This window comes from Gilliamella sp. B3022, assembly GCF_028751545.1.
In the GTDB taxonomy this organism is placed as follows: domain Bacteria; phylum Pseudomonadota; class Gammaproteobacteria; order Enterobacterales; family Orbaceae; genus Gilliamella.
The window spans coordinates 2,113,404-2,131,988 of sequence record NZ_CP071867.1 but is presented as its reverse complement, the minus strand read 5'-3'; the positions used below and the strand labels follow the sequence as shown (position 1 = coordinate 2,131,988).

Below are 18,585 nucleotides of genomic sequence, written 5' to 3'. Positions count from 1 at the left end.
GATGAAAAAATTATGGTTATTTTGTATTTCGATTTTATTAATGGGCTGTGATTATCCAAATGATAAGTTGGCTGTTGATTTAGGAAAAGAGAGAGCTGAAAAACACTTGAAAGATCCAAAATTTAGCCGAGTATACTTTGTAGAAGAAAATAATAGTTCCGATGATGCATTTCGTAGTTATGTCTGTGGCTACGCTGATTTTAAAGACATGTATGGTAATTATTATGGTTTCCCTCTTCGTTTTTTTGTTAAAGTTGATATTACAAAAAATGGTTCACTAATCGATACAGAAACATCGAAATTTACTATTGAACCATTGATTAATAAAGAATGGTTTGAGGAAAAATGGAAAGTTAATTGTAATAAAAATGATTAAATTTGGGATTGGCTGAAGCTCTCAAAGATGCGAATAGGCGGTTGGAGCAATTAAAAGAAGTTGAAAAGAAGAAAGATTGTGGGGAAGAGTAAGTTTGACAGTAATAGAATAATTAACATTAATGGCTAAATATAATAAACACCTATAACTATTGTCAATTTTGAATATGAGGGATAGATATGGATAACTTAAAGATACAAAAATTCTCAGAAGTTAATTTTTCAGATCCTTTTTTTAATTCGTTAAAACGCGATTATGCTCATGGCTTTGTTGATTGGTGGAATAAGAAAGTAAAAACAAAAGATACTGCATTTGTTTTATATAATTATTCATCTATCGATGGTTTTATGTATTTAAAGTTAGAAAATAATGTTGATGATATTACTCCTCCATTAACTAATGGACGTTATCTAAAGATTGGTACATTTAAATTCAACCCGGCAGGAACATTACGTGGTGAGCGTTTTATAAAAAAATATTTGATAACGCCGTAGCAAATAATGTTTCAGGGATATACGTTACAGTTTTTGATAAACATAATTATTTAATTAATCTTTTTAAACGATATGGTTTTTGTATACATGGTACAAAACAAAGTAATAATGGTACAGAAAATGTATTACTAAAAAAAGAACTTTTTTGGGGGATTTGGAAAAAGATTACCCATATATTAATACTAAAACAAATAAATATTTATTGGCTGTATACCCAAAATACCATACTCAACTTTTCCCTGATTCAATTTTAAAAACAGAATCAAGCTCAATAATTGATGATGTTTCTCATACAAATAGTATTCATAAAGTTTATATTTCTAATATCCCAATGACTGGTAATTTTAATAAAGGCGATATTGTAGTAATTTATAGAACAAGGGAAGAAGGTAAAAGCGCCTATTATTCTGCCGTTACGACATCAATCTGTGTTATTGAAGAAGTAAGGACTATTTCTTCTTTTTCTAGCAATAAAAAGTTTGTTGACTATTGTAGTAAATATAGTGTATTCACATTAGATGAATTGAATCAATTATATTCTAAAAATTATTACAAAAACTTATTCTCCTTGTTATGTAATAAAGTTTACATATAATATCGCATTATCTCGTCGCCCCAATAGAGCAATACTAATCAATGAGGTTGGTTTGAACGAAAAAGAAAGATGGTCTTGTTTAAAACTAAGCGATAATCAATTTGAAAAAATATTAAAACTAGGTGAAATTAATGAAAGTTTTATTATCAATTAAACCAGAATTTGTTACAAAAATATTATCTGGTGAAAAACGATTTGAATTTAGAAAAAATATTTTTAAAAATAAATCGGTTAAGACTATAGTGATTTATGCGACAATGACTGTTGGAAAAGTCGTTGGAGAATTTGATATAGATTACGTAATATCGGATAATCCTGATTTAGTGTGGGAAAAAACAAAAAAATATGCGGGTATAAGTAAGCGGTTTTATGACGCATATTTTGAACAAAAACAACAAGCCTTTGCTATCGCTGTTGGTAGAGTGACTCAATATGAGGAACCTAAACCTTTGAACTATTTGGGTAATAATATTGTGGCACCTCAATCATACCGTTATTTATAATTGAAAATATCAATTACATTTAGATTGTTAATGAATAATCTGCCCCCGTTCAAATTACATTTCAAGTAAGTAAGATCATAATAACCTCATACATTACTAATTAATTATGAGGTTTTTTATGGAACACCCTATCAAAAAATTATCCCAAATTCGTCTGCTTAAATGGTATTTAGTCGCTATTACTTTATTTGCAATTATTACGCTACTATCACCTCAACAGTTGCCTGTTGTAGTTTATAAACTATCTCTTGTTTTACTTTCTGCTGTTGTTGGTTATCACCTTGACCGTGCGCTTTTCCCTTATGCATCTCCTGGAGGTTATTTATATAACGATTGGAAAGAGTTTGGTCCTGATTTTTATACCAAGCAATATATTGAGTCTTTAGAAAACAATGAACAACCAGAGGCAATGGATTCCAAAATGTGTGCGGAATACCCTGTTCTTGATGAGTATCGAACTCTGTTTGCGGTTGTTCTGATTCGTCGGGCGTTGATTGTTTCCGCTGTGATTCTTGGCGTAACACTTGGATTATAGCCATGCGTTGCTTAACCTTACTTATTGTATTTATGCTATTTAGTTGTCATTTAACGCCTGCTATAGCAGGTGTACCAAATGATGCTAAGCAACATCAACGGGAACTGACACGTAATGCACGTGCAATTTTTGGTCTTGATGCGCCAATTGCATTGTTTGCAGCGCAAATTCATCAGGAATCAAGATGGAAAGTAAACGCAAAATCACATGTGGGTGCTCAAGGTTTGGCTCAGTTTATGCCAACTACGGCTGATTGGATTGCAGAGGCTTACCCTAAATCATTGGGTAGTAATGAGCCGTACAACCCATCTTGGGCACTGCGTGCCTTAGTTCAATATGATTATTGGTTATATCAACGTGTAAATAAAGTGGCTAGTGATTGTGACCACTGGGGATTTGTTTTATCAGCTTATAACGGTGGTTTGGGTTGGGTTAATCGTGATCGTCAGCGAGCAAAACGAGAATACCAAGATGCCACACACTACTGGGGTGTAGTTGAAAATATTAATGGCGGACGTAAAAGTATTAATTTTAAAGAAAACCGTGATTATCCGATTCGCATTATCTACCGTTGGCAGCCTGTTTATATTTCTGAGAATTGGGGTTTAGGAGTTTGTAATGATTAAAAATATATACAAATTAATCAAAAGCTTTTTTGTGAGCAATAAAAGTTATTTTTTGTTGGGAATAATTTTGATTGTTGGTTTTGGTTCACTTTACCAATTAGGTATCAGTCATGGCAAATCAATGGCTAAACAAGAATATATTGCTTTAGAAGCGCAACAAGCAATGGATACTTTAAGTCAATTGATTGAGAGCACAAAGCAACTAACTAAAACCGCTAATGATGCAAGTTATTCATTGTCACAGCAGATAGCAGAAAGGAAATTATATGATGAACAATCAACTCAAGCATTACAGGATGCACTTAACAAAACGGCTAATGATCGCAGTCATTGCGTGTTTGATGATAGTGTCTTGCAGTTCATCGACTCAGCCCGTGCAAATGCCGCTCAAGCAACAACCCATGGTTTTACCAGCACAACTGACGGTACCATGCGAATTACCCGTAAAACGGCGAAATAATACGGCGGATGGTTTAGCTGAAGCCTTAAAACAGCTTTATGATCAATACGGGCAGTGCTCAGGTCGACTTATTGAACTAATAAAATATATCAACGAGGTAAACAATGGATAACGCTGATTTAGCATCAACTGTTGAAATGGAAGCACGAGAACGAATATTAGCAAAACATCAAGCAAAAACGGGAGTATCAAGCCTGTATTGTCGAATCTGTGAAGAGCTTATAGCTGAAGCACGTCGAAAGTTAGTCGTTACTGATTTATGTATTGAATGTGCAGTATTGGAAGAAAAAAGGAATAAACAACGATGAATTTTAATGAACTTACCTTTAACTGGCAGTTTCTGCAATGGGCTGTAATGGCGGTGGTTGGCGTTTACTCATGGTTAATTGGTCGCCAATCGGCTAGCCAAAAAGAGCTACTAGACTTACGTATTCGAGTAACACAAGTTGAAGAGACGGTTAAGTCATTACCAACTCAGCATCAGGTAACAAAATTGATTGAAAAATTAAGTAGTAATGAAGCTACTTTAAATCAGTTATCTGATCGGCTTTCAGGATTATCTCGTCAATTAGATAACATTAACCAATTTTTATTAAAGAACAAGTGAGGAATTATGAGCTACGCTGAATTTTTAAAAGAAGATCAACGTTTGGTTATTTTGCGTATCTTATATGAAATGCCAAGTTATAGCAGTAATTCTAGTATTATCTATAGTGCGTTAGATCACTATGGCCACGCTATTAGTCGTGATCAAGTTAAAACCCATTTAAGTTGGCTTGGACAACAAGACTTAATTAAAACCGAAACAATCGGTAGTGTTGTTGTTGCTCGTTTAACCGATTTTGGTGCTGATGTGGCCACTGGTAAAGTTGTTGTGCCTGGTGTAAAACGTCCAAGCGCAGGAGCGTAATTATGGGACGTAAATCAACGATCCACAAACTAGAGCCTGAGGTACGTAGTTATATTGAGAAACTACTACGAGCAGATCAACTTACTCTTGATGAAATGATTGCAGAGCTGCAACAAAAATTCCCAAGTACTGATACGCCAAGCCGTTCTAGTCTTCACCGCTATCAAAAAGGTTTTAATGAAATGACTAATAGCTTACGTGAAATTGAAACAGCATCACGTATTTTGGTTGATGAACTTGGTGATAGTGTTGATGATAAATCAGGGGCACTACTTGCTCAGGCTGTTACAACGCTGGCAACGCGTGCTGCATTTAAGGCGCATGAATCAGAAGATATCACTATCAAGGATATTAGTTTTTTAGCGAAAGCCGCTAAAGAAGCCATGCAAGCCCGTCAATTAAGTTTTAAAGAGCGGCAGGAAATCGAAAAAGCAGCACGTGACAAGTTATTGCGCGAGCAAGAGTCAAATCTTAATAGTGTAGCCAAAGCACAAGGTCTTGATGAAAATTCAATCCAATTCTGGAAAGAAAAAGTATTAGGGATCAAATAATGAAGCAACTTGCATCCACCGTTAGAGTGATTGAATGGGAGGAATTACCCGCCCGTGCCCGTGATATTCCTGATAATTTTAATCCGTTATTTGATGGCGTGTTGATGAAACACCAAATTGAAGCGTTAAAAATTCAAGCTGCTATTTTAGCTATTCCGAAAGGTCGTCGTACAGGTATTACTTTTGCATTCAGTTTTGAAGCGGTACTTGTCGCTGGTGCTCGTAAATCTGCTGGTGGTATGAATGTTTTCTATATTGGTGACACAAAAGAAAAAGGCCTTGAATTTATCGGCTATTGTGCCAAGTTTTCTAAAGTTATTGCCGAGCAACAATCATCATCAGTATCAAGTATTGAAGAGTTTCTATTTGAAGATGTTGATGAAAATAAAAATTCACGTTATATCACGGCGTACCGAATTCGTTTTTCATCAGGCTATCAAATTACGGCGTTATCTTCTCGTCCCGCTAATATCCGTGGTTTACAAGGTTTAGTCATTATTGATGAGGCTGCGTTTCACCAAGACGTACAATGTGTACTTGATGCCGCAACAGCTTTATTAATCTGGGGAGGTCGCATCATCGTTATTTCATCACATAATGGTAAATTCAATCCATTTAATCAATTTGTTATCGATATCGAAAACGGTATATATGGTGACACAGCACAAGTTTACCGAGTGACATTTGATGATGCTGTTGCTAACGGTCTATATGAACGTGTTTGTTATATGAAAGGAGAAGAGCCAACCATTGAGTCAAAAAAGAAATGGTATACAACAATTCGTAATTCATACGGACCAAATAAAGCCGCTATGCGTGAAGAGCTTGATGCTATTCCTCGTGATGGTCAAGGTGTCTGTATTCCGGGTGTTTGGATTGAACGTGCTATGCGTGAGGAACGTCCAGTATTGCGCTTGATCTGCGGTGATGATTTTGCTGAAAAAGATGAATTAGATCGCATTTCGTGGTGTGATAACTGGATTCAGCAAGATATAGAGCCATTGATAGCAGTCTTAAATCACCAACATGAGCATGTTTTTGGAATGGACTTTGCTAGACATCGCCATTTTTCAGTTATTTGGCCAATGGCTATTGAACAAAATTTAATGCGTAAAGTGCCATTTTCGGTTGAGTTAAATAATGTACCATCCGCTCAACAACAGCAGATTTTATTTTTTATTATTAGCAAATTACCGCGCTTAATGGGTGGTGCAATGGATGCTACGGGCCCTGGCATGGTTTTAGCTGAATATACAGCAGATAAATTTGGTCGACCATTTATTGCAGAAATTAATTTAAACCGCCAATGGTATGGACTGTGGATGCAAAAATTTATCAGCGCATTTGAAGATGGCACAATTGATATTCCACGTGATTCAAATATTGAGCAAGATTTACGTGCCGTACGCTCTGTTGACGGAATTCCAATGGTACCGAAACTGGAGAGGAAGGACTTAAAAGATCCTGATTTAGTTCGCCACGGTGACTCTGCAATTGCTGGCTGCTTAGCTTGGTATGCAACGTTAAATAAAACGGCACAAATTGAGGGACAATCAACAGGCGAGCGTGATATTTATCATCAGTTATATGGTTATGTGAATGATTCATCATTTGGACAATTTGCCGATACTGGTTTTGGAACAGTTCGTGGCGGTAACGATTTTGGAGGATTTATTTGATGTTATGGTCTAAAGGCAAAAAGCCAAGCGTTGAAACTGGCCGTGAAGTAGCCGGAACAGGTGATGGTAATGATATTACTCGTCCCTTTGTGGGTGCACTAGCGCTACCCGATGATAGTGTGCTTCGTAATCGGGGTGGTGGCCGTTTAGATATTTACAAAGAAGTTTTAAACGACGATGAAGTTAAATCAGCCTTCACCCAACGTCAAGATGCAGTGATTTCACGCGAATGGAAAGTTGAGCCTGGGGGCGATAAACCAATTGATACTGAAGCTGCTGACGCGATGAGTGAGTTACTAAAATCGGTGGGATTTGACCGAGTGACTAAATTAATGCACTACGGTGTTTTTTATGGTTATGCTGTTGCGGAGTTAATTTATGGCATCAAAGATAATCTATATTGGATTAATGATATCAAAGTTCGTGATCGGCGTCGTTTTCGGTTTACTCCAATGGGTGAACTGCGCTTATTAACGCCCAATAATATGCATGAAGGTGTTGCTTGTGATGCACCGTACTTTTGGCATTATGCCACAGGTGCCGATCATGATGATGAACCGTATGGACTTGGACTTGCTCACTGGCTTTACTGGCCAAGCTTTTTTAAACGCAATGATATTAAGTTCTGGCTAATTTTTCTGGAAAAATTCGGCATGCCAACGGCTGTGGGAAAATATAGTACAGGTGCAACACCTGAACAAAAACGGGACTTACTGTCACTCACTCGTGCAATTCAGACCGATTCAGGCATCATCATGCCAGATGGCATGACGCTTGAATTGCTACAAATAGCACGCTCAGGCGCAGGCGATTATAAGGCATTCTATGACTCAATGAACGAAGCAATTAGGCGTGTAACCGTTGGGCAAATCACTTCTTCAGGTGGTGCATCTAGTTCAATCGGTGGTGATGAGTCATTACAAGCTGCGGTACTAACATCAATTGCTAAATCAGATTCTGATGTAATGTGTGAAAGCTGGAATCGTGGACCTGGTACATGGTTTACACAGATGAATTTTCCCGGTGCTGCTGTTCCTCAGGTTTCACGTATTTTTGATGAACCAGAAGATTTAAAATCAATGTCAGAACGTGATAAAAATATTATTGAATCCACTGGCTACCGCCCAACGTTAGCTCATGTGCAAGATACGTACGGCGGGGAATGGGAAGAAAAACCGCAACCAGCACCAGCAGAACCGATTGATGTGCAATCTTTAAAAAACGTTGATTTTGCCGAACAGCAACCGAATAACTTTGCACCTGTGTTGCAATCAAATCGTTTAAATACCGAGATGCAACCTATTACCGACCAATGGATTAATCAAATTAAAGAACTGGTTGATAGCGTACAATCATTAGAAGAATTACGTGATAAGTTATTTAAGCTAATTCCCGATATGCAATTAGATGAATATGCAAAGGTCATGGCTGAAGCATTAACAGCAGCTAATTTAGCAGGTCGCACAGAACTACTTGAGGATAGCAAAAATGGTTAATGTCGCATATGGCTCGTTGCCATTTAAAGAGCAAATTGAATTCTTCAGACGTAAAGCAAATGTGCCCACAAACAGCTATGTAGATATCTACAATAATGAGCATGATTATGCCTTTGTTGTGGCGGGTGCTAATCGTAATGCATTACTAAATGATTTTCGTGCAGCTATTGATAAAGCAATTAGCCAAGGTACTACACTGGATGAGTTCCGTAAAGACTTTGCTGAGATAGTAGAACGTTATGGTTGGAGTTATAACGGCGGTTTTAACTGGCGTACTCGTATCATCTATGAAACGAATTTAAATTCATCTTATCAAGCTGGACGTTATCAACAATTACGTGATGCTAAATTTCCATATATGGAATATTTGCATAGTGATTATGTTGAACACCCTCGTGAACTTCATCAAAGTTGGGATCATCTGGTATTAGATTTTAATGATCCTTGGTGGAATACTCACTTTCCACCCAATGGCTATGGTTGTCAATGTCGTGTTCGTGGGCGAACTAAAGGTGATTTAAAAAGAATGGGAAAACACCAACCTGACAAAGCACCAACAATAAATTGGGTTGATAGAGTGATTGGTGAAAATAGTGGTAATCCGCGTATTGTAAGAGTGCCAGAAGGGATTGACCCAAGTTTTGAACATATCCCCGGACAATCAAGACTTGATAATTTTGTACCAAATCCATTAGATACAGATCCAACTTTAAAACGAGGTTTACCATCAAGCAAAGCAACTGATGAATGGCCAGCTATCCGTGAAGTAAGTAAAAATAGACTGTTAGAAAAAGGCCTAACTGAAGCAGATTATGCCAATATTTTCTTAAATAAATTTGGCGCAACGTTAACTAAACCAGCTATTTTTAAAGATGTAGCCGGTGATGCATTAGTAATCGGTAAACAGCTTTTCACTGTTAGCAAAACTGGTGAATTGAAAGTTACAAAACGTGGTCGTGAGCAATTTTTATTGTTACTTGCGGATTCGTTAAAACTGCCCGATGAAATTTGGACAAGAATGGAATACTTTGATCATCTACAAAAATCGGTAGTTCGTCGGCGTTATATCTCGCGTTTTATGATTGATGGTGAAGTTAAGCCAATGCTTGCGGTATTTGAAGTGGGTGATGATGGTTGGCTCGGTGTGACGACATTTGCGCCTGATAACCCCGACTATCTAGAGCAACTGAGGGTTGGTGTTCGAGTGTTTAAACGAACATAAAATAAAACCCAATCACCGCCACGATTGGGTCGCTGTACGTGGGATTCGAGGCTTTGGCGGAAGCTGCCCGTACATACAAACTAGTATAGGTGAAAAAATGACTGGCGTAAATATTGAGTTTAATATACAAGATGCACTTGATGCTATGCTTTATATTGAAGCAGCCATAGATGATACTCAACGTTTATTTAGTCATATGGGCGAAGTATTACTTGATATTCATGAAGCACGCTTTAATGCACAAGAATCTCCAGACGGTATACCATGGCAAGCATTATCACCGTGGTATCAACAATCTAAACCCAAACAAAAAGATAAAATTTTAACGCTAGATGGTAATCTAAGAAGTACGTTGCATTGGCAGATTGAAGGTAATACATTATTGTTTGGTACCAATCTAGTGTACGGTGCTATCCATCAATTTGGCGGAATTATTAAACCCGTCAGCGCTAATGCATTAAATGTTGGTGGTCGTCCAGTAAAACAATTGGTAATTCCAGCAAGACCATGGCTAGGTATTAGTGCCCAAGATAAATTGCTATTGGTCGATGTTGTGCGTGAGAACTTGGGTTTTGCTTAAAACGCAATATAACGCGTTTTAAGCCACTTTACTAAAAAAGGCTAATTAGTTTGTTTACGAATCACTTTAATCGTGTTGTAAATGCTTTATAATAAGTTTTTAGTGTATATTTCTTCTATTATTTTGCCGTTCCCCTTTCCAAATCATTAAAAAATTATCTGCCCGCGTTCAGATTACCCTTTTCTCAAAATAAGTCATGATGCTCTATATCAATTTGTTGGAGCATTTTTTATGGCACTTATCCCCGTTTTTAAACCTGGTACGCATACTGCGGTAGATGGTCGAAAAATCACTTTTACTTTAGAAAACTGTATTGATTTAGCTGAAAGCTATGATCCAACCCTATCTGAAGCACCTGCTGTAATTGGTCACCCCAAATTAACTGCTCCTGCGTATGCGTGGGCAAAATCATTTGAAGTAAAAGATGGTTTGGTTTATGCCAAGTTAGATCAGATTAATCCAGAATTTGCTGAAGCCTATAATGCGGGCAGTTATAAAAAACGTTCACTTTCAATTTATTTACCAGATTCTCCAGGCAATCCTAAACCCGGTCATTACTATGCTCGGCATATCGGCTTTTTAGGTGCTGCAGCGCCGGCCATTAAAGGCTTGCCTGACGCCAGTTTTGCCGAATCTGACGGCAAGCAAGGTGCTGCTGAGTTCTCGATGGCTGATGAAGAATTTGATGAGAATTTGATTTCAATTTTAGCTAATTTGCGTGACCTACTGATTGAAAAAGCTGGCATTGCCAGTGCTGACTTATTTTTACCGCAATGGCGCCTTGAATCATTGCGTGCAATATCCGACAGAAAACAAAAGGAGAAAGAAAAAATGCCACAACCTTTAGACGCTAGCTTTGCCGAACAACAAGCTGCAATTGACGCTAAAAATGCTGAACTAGCCAAACGTGAACAAGCATTGCTAGAAAAAGAACAAACTAACAAGCGAGCGGAATTTGCTGCTTTTGCTGATGAGTTAGTTAAAGATGGGAAATTATTACCTGCTCATAAAACTACAGTCGTTGAAGTGTTTATGTCACTAGGCAATGAACCAATTTCATTTGCTGAAGGTGATGCAACTGTTAACAGTTCCCCAGTTGATTTAATCAAAAAAGTACTTTCAGAGCGTCCCGCTTTTATGAACTTTGCTGAAAAATCGGCTGCTAGTGATAGTGAAGATAACGTTGATAAACAAGATCCAAAAGTTATTGCTGATGCAGCCAAGGCATATCAAAAAGAACAGGCAGACAAAGGCAATACAATTTCAATTAGCCAAGCAGTTACGCATGTAACCAAAGCTAAAAAGTAAGAGCATTAATTACAGGCTGATTATTAATATCAGCATCATTTTAATTTTAACCAAAAGGTTTTTATATGAATATTCCAGGATTAACAGTAGCAAAAATCGCTGAAGGCGAAATCAAACCCCGTTTAATTGTGTGCCATGGTAGTGAAGATGGGCTAGCAAAAACAGCGATTGACGGTAACGCATTATTAATCGGTGTATCAACAATTGTTGGTGGTGGTGACGGTGAAGTGTTTGATGTTGTGCGCAGTGGGTTGGCACAAGTTTTTTATAGCGAAACAATTGCGATTGGTGATCCAATCACAGCAAATGCCGATGGTCGAGCTAAAAAAGCAATGTCAGGTGATTTTATTATTGGCTATGCCGAAGTTGCGGGTGATGCCGATGAGTTAGGCACTATTTGGATTGCACCAAGCAAACAAGCTTAACCTTTTATTTAACTAATGGTCCATGGTCTTTGATAAACAATTTTATAAATAGGAGTTTTATATGCAACGTCCTTTTCCCGTTGAACCGCAGTTGACTGCAATTGCTATCGGTTACCGTAATAATAAGTTAATTGCCGATGAGGTTTTGCCCCGTGTGCCTGTTTCTAGCACATCATTTAAATGGCTTGAATTTGATTTTTCAGAGCGATTTACTTTGCCTAATACCAAAGTTGGTAGGACGTCACAACCGAATCAAGTTGAGTTTAGTGCCAAAGAAAAAGAAAGCTCAGTTGAAGATTGGGGACTCGATAGCCCTGTCCCTCAAGATGATATTGATACAGCCATTACAGGCTATAACCCACTTGGTCATGCCGTTGAGGCCACGACTGATTTAATTTTGTTAGATCGTGAGGTTCGAGCTGCAAATTTGCTATTTAATGGTGCAAATTACAGCAATAAACAAACATTAACTTCTGCACAGCAATGGAATAATCCTGATAGTGACCCAGTAGCATTAATAACGGATGCATTCGATGCAATGGTTCAGCGTCCAAATATCGGCACACTAGGACGTCGAGTTGCCACAATATTACGTCGTCATCCAAAGATTGTTTCAGCATATCATGGAAATGCCGGTGAAAGTGGTTTAGTTCCTCTCGGATTTTTAGCTGACTTATTAGAGTTAGAAGCTATTTATGTCGGTGATGCATTTTTAAATAGTGCAAAACCAGGTAAATCGCCAGCATTACTTCGTGCTTGGGGCAATAAAGCATCATTCACGGTACGCAATAAATTAGCAAATACTAAAGGTGGTGTGACGTTCGGTTATACAGCTCAATTTAAAGATCGTGTTTCGGGTTCGATTGTTGATCCTGATATCGGTTTACGTGGTGGTCAACGTGTTCGAGTCGGTGAATCGGTCAAAGAGCTAGTTGTGGCTAAAGATGCGGGCTATTTGTTTGAAAATGTTATTCCAGCAAATGGATAATAATGTGAACTAAAACCAACAATAAATTATTGTTGGTTTGAGGGAGATAAGATGAATGTTCCATATATTACATTGCTTAACCTCGCTGAGCGCCCGGGTCTTATTGAACTGTCGCAAACAGTTGCTCAAGATGGTGAGATCCCTGTTTCGAGTGATTTACTTAGTGCAATTATTCATAAACAAGATACGTCTTCCTGGTCGACGGATGATGTGGCTGCGGCTCATGCAACGATTTCGCGCATTACTGAGTCAATCAACGATTCGGAAGCTGAAATCAATGGTTTTTTGCGTCAGCGTGGGCATAAGCTGCCATTAACTGTTGTGCCTCGATTATTGACAGATTGGGCACGCATTATTGTTCGTTACAAATTACATCGCAATCGTGTTTCTGATGAAAAAAGCGATCCTATCGTGCGTGATTACAAACAAGTTCTGGGCTTTCTAAAAATGGTCGCTGAAGGGAAATATTCACTAGGCATTGATGATGCATTGCCTGTTGCAGGTGGTGTACCAAAACAGACTGGACCGGTAAGAGTATTTGATATGAACACATTACGGGATTTTGGACGATGAGTAGCGCACCATTTGATGTTTCAGTGATTGCTGAAAAGCTAAGAAGCCTATTAGCGGATAAAACCTTAGTTTTTGTTGGTACTAGTGCTGAATACAGTAAGTTAACCGATTTAACTTCAGCGCCGACACCAGCGGCTTACGTTTTGCTTGGTAAAGAAACACCCAACGATAAGCCCGCAGGTACACGGCAGTCAGTCAGTGTTAATTTTGGTGTTGTGGTTGTTGCTCGTGATATTTCTAGCCAAGCAACCAATATTCAAAATGTTAAACAGCTAGCTAACCCAGTGATTGGAGCTGTGCGCGATTTGTTGATTGGTAAAACAGTTCAGTTTATTGACGGCGTTCGCCCAGTTAGTTGGACTGGTGGGCAAACGTTAGGTTTTCAAAATGGCGTGCTGGTTTGGATTGATTCATTTCAAACCCAACACTTCATCGGTAGCCGATAAATAATTTTAGGAGAAAGATATGTCAGATTTATTAATGAGTTTACAAGGTACCATAAATCTTGCCACCCGTAATACCGCCAATTCACCCGTTCGACCTAATGCCTTTCGGCATGTGGGTACCGCTGACTCTTGCGAGATGGAGTTAAGTGTTGAAACCGTGACACAAAATGAATCATACACAGGACAACGCTTACAAGTTGGTGAATTAACACTAGGTAAAAGTGGCACGTTAAACTTAACGCTAAAAGATTGGTCAATCGAAAACATTGCGTTAGCGCTTTATGGTGAAAAAATTACTGTTGAGGCAGGTATTGTCACTGATGAAAAATTACCAGCCGACTTAGTCATTGGTGACCGCATAAAGTTAGCTAACCCCTTTGTTGCTGATGTTGAGTTAAAAATTGCTGATGGAACTACATTAGTATTAGGCACAGATTATGAAATCGAATCAGCCTATGCAGGATTAATCAAATTATTAACTACACAAGCATTAACAGCAACGGTAGATTATTCATATGCTAAGACTGAAAGCTTGGGCATTTTTACCCGTCAACCGCCTGAGCGTTGGTTTATGCTTGATGGTATCAATACTGACCGTGAAAATGAACATGTAATTGTGGAGCTATTCCGCGTTAAATTCAATCCAATTTCTAACTTTTCGTTACTACACAATGAGGGATACGGTGAATTACCGCTTACTGCCACGGTCTTGGCTGATATGAGTCAAAACAAGGATAGTTCACTTGGTTATTTTGGCTCATACGTTCAAAAGGCGAAATAAATTTATTTTATTATGCGGTGATGTGTCACCGCTAATTATTCAACTCTCTAATTTTATTAGTAGGTAAATAACATGGCAGAAAAAGTGACAGCAACAAAAGAAGAATCAAATGATTTAGCAACATTAATGCCGAATCGTGAGATCGTGCTAGCTGGTGAAACAATTACAGTACGTGAATATTCATTTAAAGATGCACTAACAATCAGTAATGAGATTGACCAGTTTGTTGCATTAATTGTGAATGAAATGAACGGTACAAACAAAATCACTATTGAGCAAGCCGACACAATTATTATGGGTAATTTAGAATTGGTTTATTCATTAATCAGTACCTCTATTCAAAAACCGATTTCGTTTATTGAAGCGTTGTTATATGAAGATGGTTTGCAATTACTTGATTGGTGGTGGGTTGTTAACTCTCGTTTTTTTATGAACGCGGTAACTCGCAAAATCATTCGGCAAAACGCTGCAAAACAGGCAAATCAGTAAGCTGGAGTGAAGTTTTTACACTATTAATTAAAAACGGACATGATCCACAGCAGTTACCGCATTATACGCAACGCCAATTACTGCTGTATTACGATGAATTAATTAAGTTACAAAATCGAGAACGAGCCAACAGAGTTGAAGATATTTGTGTTGGCTTTAATGGTGGTAAACAAGTTACAAAGTTTGTAAAACAGTTACGCGGAGAGCAATAATAATGGCTAATAACGATATGAATATTGCAATGAAATTCACGGCTGATGTGAATAGAGCAAAAGATAATATCAGTCAATTAAATGCTGAACTGAAAGAGTCAGCAAATGTTGCTCAAGATGCTAACAAAAAAAGTGCTCAAAGCATCAAAGATGTTTATACGGCACAAACTGAGGCAATGAACCGTGGTGCGCAAGCTGCCGCTGCTGCTGAAAAACAAGCTAAAGCACAAAGTATTGCCGCTAAAGCAGCTGAAGCGCATAAAAAAGAAGTTGAAAAACTGCGCCAAGGTTTAGACAAATTACTTGCTAGTATTGATCCTGCTACAAAAGGTCTAAGTCGTTTAGATGAGCTAGAAAGCAAATTAAGGAAATCCAAAAAAGCAGGCGTGATTGATACTGATACGTTTGATGATTATCTTGGGAAAATCAATAATCAACGTGCTGCATTATCAACGGTTGAAACGCTCAATGAAAGTACTAAAAAATTAGATTTAAATACCAAAGGCGCCCGTCGTAGCATCATCAGTATGTTTAAACAATTATCGAGTGGTAATTTTGCATCAGCGGGAAATTCATTGCTGACAATTGGCAACATGACTGGACGATTACCGCCATTATTTAGTGCAGCCACATTATCGGTGGGTGTTTTCATCGCGACTTTTTACAAAATGTCCCAAGTGATAAGTACGATAATTTCAGACCAAGAGCGGTTTAATCGTGCCTTAATTTCAACGGGTAATTATGCCGGTGCTACCGCAGGCGGGCTTGAGGCTATGTCTCAGCGTATCGGTAAAATTAATCATAACTACAGTGAAACACGTGGTGTTATTGCAGAACTGACATCAGCGGGGCGATTATCAGCAAAAACGATTGAAAATATTGCTACTGCATCAGCCTATATGGCAACTGTGACAGAAAAAAGTGCCCAAGACGCCGTTCAATCATTTAAAGGTATTGAAAATTCGGTCACAAGCTGGGCTGTTGAAAGTAATAAACAATATCACTTTTTAGATCTGGCTACTTATCAGCGTATAAGCGCATTAGAAGAGCAAGGTAGAACCGAAGAGGCTATTGCAATCGCTACAGATAAATATGCTTCAGAGATGGAAGTCAGCGCTAATAAGATGAAAGAACAGCTCAATTGGTTAGAAAATGCGTGGCGCCTTTTCAAAAATGGCGTGAGTGATATAGGTGAAGGATTTAAAAAAGAGCTAAAATTTAGTTTAGGGTTATCAAGCTCAGACGAAGATATTGAACGAATGGAGGGAGCTAAAAATAGAGGTTTTTATATTGTTCCTGGGTCAGTATCTATTCCATATACTAAAAATGATGATAAAGCATTACAAGAAAAACAGACTCAACGAGATAAACTTCAAAAAGAAGCACAAGAAAAGCATGACACAGATGTAATTAATGAAAAAGCAATCAATGCCCAAAAAGAGCTTGATGAGCTGCATAAACAAAATGCCAGTGATGCCGAAAAACAAGCTAAAGCTGTTGATGAATTACGTAAAAAATATGAATCGCTGTGGGCCGATGAAAAGGGTCGTAAAGATTTACAAGCACAAGGGGTTAAATCAAAAGACGGTAAATCATTTTCAGGCGGTCAATATGATAAAGATGTAAAAGAAATCACGGATAAACAGCTAAGACAATATAACGAACAATTAAAAAATAAAGTTGCGTTACAAGAAAAAAGCACAGCAGTTGCTAAAGCACTTTATGAAATAGAAAAAGGTCAGTATAAAAACGCTAGCCCAGAGCTCAAAAAAGAAATCATCGCTAATGCAAAATTGATAGATGCGCACGAAGCAAAGAAAAAAGCAATACAAGAATCAGCTCGAGCGGCAAAATCTGCAGCACGTGAAACAGAACAATTTATAAAATCGCTGGAATCACAAGTGGATAAGCAGACACAAAAAACATATGCAACTCGGCAAACGTTGATTGATTCTCAAAAATTAACGTTAGAGCAACGTAATCGAGCTAATGCGGCAAATAATGCAATTACAGCACACGAAAATAAAAAACTTAATGACGAATTACAAAATCAACTCAATTCGTTATTGTTTGACCCAACCAGAATTAAAACAGCAGAAATTGATAGATGGTATCAAGCCGTTATAGCGCAACTTAAAGCCAATAAAAATATTGAAGGTATTGATTTAATTGACCAGTTATTGCCACTAAAAAAAGCTGAAGCAAATCTTGCCGAAATTTTAGCAAAAGTTCAGCAAGCACAATCACAACAGTCAATAAAAGAACAAAGTATACAAGCACAAGTAACTGCTGGTTTAATTACACAAATTGAAGGACAAAGCCAATTAGTTGATTTGCACAAGCAAACAGCGCAAGAACTTGCCAAATATTTACCTACTTTGCAAGCTATGACAACGCTTCCGGGTCAAGTTGGGGAAAATGCACAAAAAGCACTTGCTACACTTCAGCTGCAAATTGCAGAACTAAATAAAACTACCGATGCATTAACCAATGCATTTAAAAACGGGTTGCAAAGCGGTATCCAAGGTAGTCTTGATTCTTTAGCAAAAGGTACGTTTGAATTAAAAGACGCATTATTAAACCTTGCACAAAGTATCGTATCAGCAATGGCTCAGGTAGCAAGTAAAGGTCTTGCTGATATTGCCATGAATCAACTCAGTAATTTGGGTAAATCACTTTTTAGCTCAATAACCGATACAGCAGAAAATGCCAGTGCTATCGCTTCAGCAGAATTGATGAGCACAGCAATAACCTCTGCGACAAGTGTTGGTTCGGTTGAACTGGGCACTTCATTAACTACCGCAATGACAACGGGCACCGCAGGATTAACAGGTGCAATGGCAGGCGCATTTTCAAGTGGTGCAGCGACCTTATACACAGCAATTACATCGGCTAGTGCGGGTAGTTCTGCTATGTCTGGGTTAGCCGGTGCAGCATCTGTTGTGGCAGCGACTGGTGGTTATATCAGTGGACCCGGTACAAGCACATCAGATTCAATCCCTGCTCGCTTATCAAACGGTGAATTTGTTGTGAAAGCTGAATCTGTGAAAAAATACGGTCTCGACTATCTTCACGCTATCAATACGGGACGATTACATTATTATGCAACAGGTGGACCTGTTAGCAATGTCAATATTCCAAAAGCGCCATTACTTGATGATAACCAACAACGCAAAAGCTCACCAACTGTATTAAGTCCCGTTATTCAGCAAGAACTATTCATTGATGCGGGTGATATGGTCAGTCGTGGCATTAATAGTGTGACGGGTGGTAGAGCATTTAAAACATTTATTCGAGCAAATAGACAAACAATTAAACAAGATTTGGAGATTTAAT

The 18,585-nt window shown here is 38.1% G+C and carries 24 protein-coding genes; all 24 read left to right on the top strand.

The features are described from left to right. Position 1: 1 nt before the first annotated feature. A complete protein-coding gene (locus J4T76_RS09615) occupies positions 2-376 on the top strand; it encodes a hypothetical protein (protein ID WP_267345753.1) in 375 nt (124 codons plus the stop codon). 179 nt (positions 377-555) lie between these two features. After that, on the top strand, positions 556-870 hold the full coding sequence (locus J4T76_RS09610; RefSeq protein WP_267355897.1) for a hypothetical protein: 315 nt from the start codon (positions 556-558) through the stop codon (positions 868-870). A 145-nt stretch (positions 871-1,015) separates the two neighbouring features. Further along, entirely contained in the window at positions 1,016-1,465 is a 450-nt protein-coding gene (locus J4T76_RS09605; protein WP_267345756.1) for a hypothetical protein, read from the top strand. Between the two features lie 131 nt (positions 1,466-1,596). Then, the gene (locus J4T76_RS09600) at positions 1,597-1,968 is read left to right on the top strand and encodes an ASCH domain-containing protein (protein WP_267355243.1); all 372 of its coding nucleotides are present in this window, start codon (positions 1,597-1,599) and stop codon (positions 1,966-1,968) included. 118 nt (positions 1,969-2,086) lie between these two features. Then, positions 2,087-2,503, top strand: a complete 417-nt coding sequence (locus J4T76_RS09595; protein WP_267341754.1) for a putative holin — start codon at positions 2,087-2,089, stop codon at positions 2,501-2,503. A gap of 2 nt (positions 2,504-2,505) precedes the next feature. Continuing rightward, on the top strand, positions 2,506-3,129 hold the full coding sequence (locus tag J4T76_RS09590) for a transglycosylase SLT domain-containing protein (RefSeq protein WP_267355245.1): 624 nt from the start codon (positions 2,506-2,508) through the stop codon (positions 3,127-3,129). After that, complete coding sequence (locus J4T76_RS09585; RefSeq protein WP_267355247.1) at positions 3,122-3,589, top strand: hypothetical protein; 468 nt, start codon at positions 3,122-3,124, stop codon at positions 3,587-3,589. The genes J4T76_RS09590 and J4T76_RS09585 overlap by 8 nt, the downstream gene beginning before the upstream one ends. After that, positions 3,510-3,701, top strand: coding sequence for a hypothetical protein (locus J4T76_RS11915; RefSeq protein WP_443135222.1), 192 nt, complete (start codon positions 3,510-3,512; stop codon positions 3,699-3,701). Before J4T76_RS09585 ends, J4T76_RS11915 begins: the two co-directional genes overlap by 80 nt. After that, positions 3,694-3,897, top strand: coding sequence for a hypothetical protein (locus J4T76_RS09580; RefSeq protein WP_267341751.1), 204 nt, complete (start codon positions 3,694-3,696; stop codon positions 3,895-3,897). Before J4T76_RS11915 ends, J4T76_RS09580 begins: the two co-directional genes overlap by 8 nt. Continuing rightward, on the top strand, positions 3,894-4,196 hold the full coding sequence (locus J4T76_RS09575) for a DUF2730 family protein (protein ID WP_065574282.1): 303 nt from the start codon (positions 3,894-3,896) through the stop codon (positions 4,194-4,196). Before J4T76_RS09580 ends, J4T76_RS09575 begins: the two co-directional genes overlap by 4 nt. 6 nt (positions 4,197-4,202) lie before the next feature. Further along, positions 4,203-4,499 (top strand): VpaChn25_0724 family phage protein, encoded by a 297-nt coding sequence (locus J4T76_RS09570; RefSeq protein WP_267341748.1) that lies wholly within the window; start codon positions 4,203-4,205, stop codon positions 4,497-4,499. A 2-nt stretch (positions 4,500-4,501) separates the two neighbouring features. Next, positions 4,502-5,050, top strand: a complete 549-nt coding sequence (locus tag J4T76_RS09565; protein WP_267341747.1) for a phage protein Gp27 family protein — start codon at positions 4,502-4,504, stop codon at positions 5,048-5,050. Continuing rightward, a complete protein-coding gene (locus tag J4T76_RS09560) occupies positions 5,050-6,729 on the top strand; it encodes a hypothetical protein (protein WP_267341746.1) in 1,680 nt (559 codons plus the stop codon). The genes J4T76_RS09565 and J4T76_RS09560 overlap by 1 nt, the downstream gene beginning before the upstream one ends. Continuing rightward, positions 6,729-8,225, top strand: coding sequence for a DUF935 domain-containing protein (locus J4T76_RS09555; RefSeq protein ID WP_267355899.1), 1,497 nt, complete (start codon positions 6,729-6,731; stop codon positions 8,223-8,225). The genes J4T76_RS09560 and J4T76_RS09555 overlap by 1 nt, the downstream gene beginning before the upstream one ends. Continuing rightward, a complete protein-coding gene (locus tag J4T76_RS09550; RefSeq protein WP_267345761.1) occupies positions 8,218-9,447 on the top strand; it encodes a PBECR2 nuclease fold domain-containing protein in 1,230 nt (409 codons plus the stop codon). Before J4T76_RS09555 ends, J4T76_RS09550 begins: the two co-directional genes overlap by 8 nt. After that, positions 9,422-10,027, top strand: coding sequence for a phage virion morphogenesis protein (locus J4T76_RS09545; protein WP_267345762.1), 606 nt, complete (start codon positions 9,422-9,424; stop codon positions 10,025-10,027). Before J4T76_RS09550 ends, J4T76_RS09545 begins: the two co-directional genes overlap by 26 nt. Before the next feature lie 231 nt (positions 10,028-10,258). Continuing rightward, on the top strand, positions 10,259-11,335 hold the full coding sequence (locus J4T76_RS09540; protein WP_267345764.1) for a hypothetical protein: 1,077 nt from the start codon (positions 10,259-10,261) through the stop codon (positions 11,333-11,335). Positions 11,336-11,400: 65 nt separating this feature from the next. Further along, on the top strand, positions 11,401-11,760 hold the full coding sequence (locus tag J4T76_RS09535) for a hypothetical protein (protein ID WP_267345765.1): 360 nt from the start codon (positions 11,401-11,403) through the stop codon (positions 11,758-11,760). Between the two features lie 61 nt (positions 11,761-11,821). Then, positions 11,822-12,748, top strand: coding sequence for a hypothetical protein (locus J4T76_RS09530; protein ID WP_267345766.1), 927 nt, complete (start codon positions 11,822-11,824; stop codon positions 12,746-12,748). A gap of 51 nt (positions 12,749-12,799) precedes the next feature. After that, positions 12,800-13,321: a gp436 family protein gene (locus J4T76_RS09525; protein ID WP_267341736.1), complete on the top strand. Its 522-nt coding sequence runs from the start codon at positions 12,800-12,802 to the stop codon at positions 13,319-13,321. Next, entirely contained in the window at positions 13,318-13,767 is a 450-nt protein-coding gene (locus J4T76_RS09520; RefSeq protein ID WP_065569086.1) for a phage tail terminator protein, read from the top strand. Before J4T76_RS09525 ends, J4T76_RS09520 begins: the two co-directional genes overlap by 4 nt. Before the next feature lie 19 nt (positions 13,768-13,786). Beyond that, positions 13,787-14,548: a hypothetical protein gene (locus J4T76_RS09515; protein WP_267355901.1), complete on the top strand. Its 762-nt coding sequence runs from the start codon at positions 13,787-13,789 to the stop codon at positions 14,546-14,548. A 72-nt stretch (positions 14,549-14,620) separates the two neighbouring features. Further along, positions 14,621-15,037, top strand: coding sequence for a DUF6631 family protein (locus tag J4T76_RS09510; protein ID WP_267345770.1), 417 nt, complete (start codon positions 14,621-14,623; stop codon positions 15,035-15,037). A 214-nt stretch (positions 15,038-15,251) separates the two neighbouring features. Further along, positions 15,252-18,584: a phage tail length tape measure family protein gene (locus tag J4T76_RS09505; protein WP_267355903.1), complete on the top strand. Its 3,333-nt coding sequence runs from the start codon at positions 15,252-15,254 to the stop codon at positions 18,582-18,584. Position 18,585 lies beyond the last annotated feature (1 nt).

Bases quoted from the DNA above. Each gene is read 5' to 3' on its own strand.
- J4T76_RS09535 (WP_267345765.1), top strand. From the start codon at position 11,401: ATGAATATTCCAGGATTAACAGTAGCAAAAATCGCTGAAGGCGAAATC.
- J4T76_RS09590 (WP_267355245.1), top strand. From the start codon at position 2,506: ATGCGTTGCTTAACCTTACTTATTGTATTTATGCTATTTAGTTGTCAT.
- J4T76_RS09585 (WP_267355247.1), top strand. From the start codon at position 3,122: ATGATTAAAAATATATACAAATTAATCAAAAGCTTTTTTGTGAGCAAT.
- J4T76_RS09520 (WP_065569086.1), top strand. From the start codon at position 13,318: ATGAGTAGCGCACCATTTGATGTTTCAGTGATTGCTGAAAAGCTAAGA.
- J4T76_RS09580 (WP_267341751.1), top strand. From the start codon at position 3,694: ATGGATAACGCTGATTTAGCATCAACTGTTGAAATGGAAGCACGAGAA.
- J4T76_RS09565 (WP_267341747.1), top strand. From the start codon at position 4,502: ATGGGACGTAAATCAACGATCCACAAACTAGAGCCTGAGGTACGTAGT.
- J4T76_RS09505 (WP_267355903.1), top strand. From the start codon at position 15,252: ATGGCTAATAACGATATGAATATTGCAATGAAATTCACGGCTGATGTG.
- J4T76_RS09530 (WP_267345766.1), top strand. From the start codon at position 11,822: ATGCAACGTCCTTTTCCCGTTGAACCGCAGTTGACTGCAATTGCTATC.
- J4T76_RS09555 (WP_267355899.1), top strand. From the start codon at position 6,729: ATGTTATGGTCTAAAGGCAAAAAGCCAAGCGTTGAAACTGGCCGTGAA.
- J4T76_RS09570 (WP_267341748.1), top strand. From the start codon at position 4,203: ATGAGCTACGCTGAATTTTTAAAAGAAGATCAACGTTTGGTTATTTTG.
- J4T76_RS09600 (WP_267355243.1), top strand. From the start codon at position 1,597: ATGAAAGTTTTATTATCAATTAAACCAGAATTTGTTACAAAAATATTA.
- J4T76_RS09515 (WP_267355901.1), top strand. From the start codon at position 13,787: ATGTCAGATTTATTAATGAGTTTACAAGGTACCATAAATCTTGCCACC.
- J4T76_RS09595 (WP_267341754.1), top strand. From the start codon at position 2,087: ATGGAACACCCTATCAAAAAATTATCCCAAATTCGTCTGCTTAAATGG.
- J4T76_RS09550 (WP_267345761.1), top strand. From the start codon at position 8,218: ATGGTTAATGTCGCATATGGCTCGTTGCCATTTAAAGAGCAAATTGAA.
- J4T76_RS09540 (WP_267345764.1), top strand. From the start codon at position 10,259: ATGGCACTTATCCCCGTTTTTAAACCTGGTACGCATACTGCGGTAGAT.
- J4T76_RS09525 (WP_267341736.1), top strand. From the start codon at position 12,800: ATGAATGTTCCATATATTACATTGCTTAACCTCGCTGAGCGCCCGGGT.
- J4T76_RS09610 (WP_267355897.1), top strand. From the start codon at position 556: ATGGATAACTTAAAGATACAAAAATTCTCAGAAGTTAATTTTTCAGAT.
- J4T76_RS09560 (WP_267341746.1), top strand. From the start codon at position 5,050: ATGAAGCAACTTGCATCCACCGTTAGAGTGATTGAATGGGAGGAATTA.
- J4T76_RS09615 (WP_267345753.1), top strand. From the start codon at position 2: ATGAAAAAATTATGGTTATTTTGTATTTCGATTTTATTAATGGGCTGT.
- J4T76_RS09575 (WP_065574282.1), top strand. From the start codon at position 3,894: ATGAATTTTAATGAACTTACCTTTAACTGGCAGTTTCTGCAATGGGCT.
- J4T76_RS09510 (WP_267345770.1), top strand. From the start codon at position 14,621: ATGGCAGAAAAAGTGACAGCAACAAAAGAAGAATCAAATGATTTAGCA.
- J4T76_RS11915 (WP_443135222.1), top strand. From the start codon at position 3,510: ATGCCGCTCAAGCAACAACCCATGGTTTTACCAGCACAACTGACGGTA.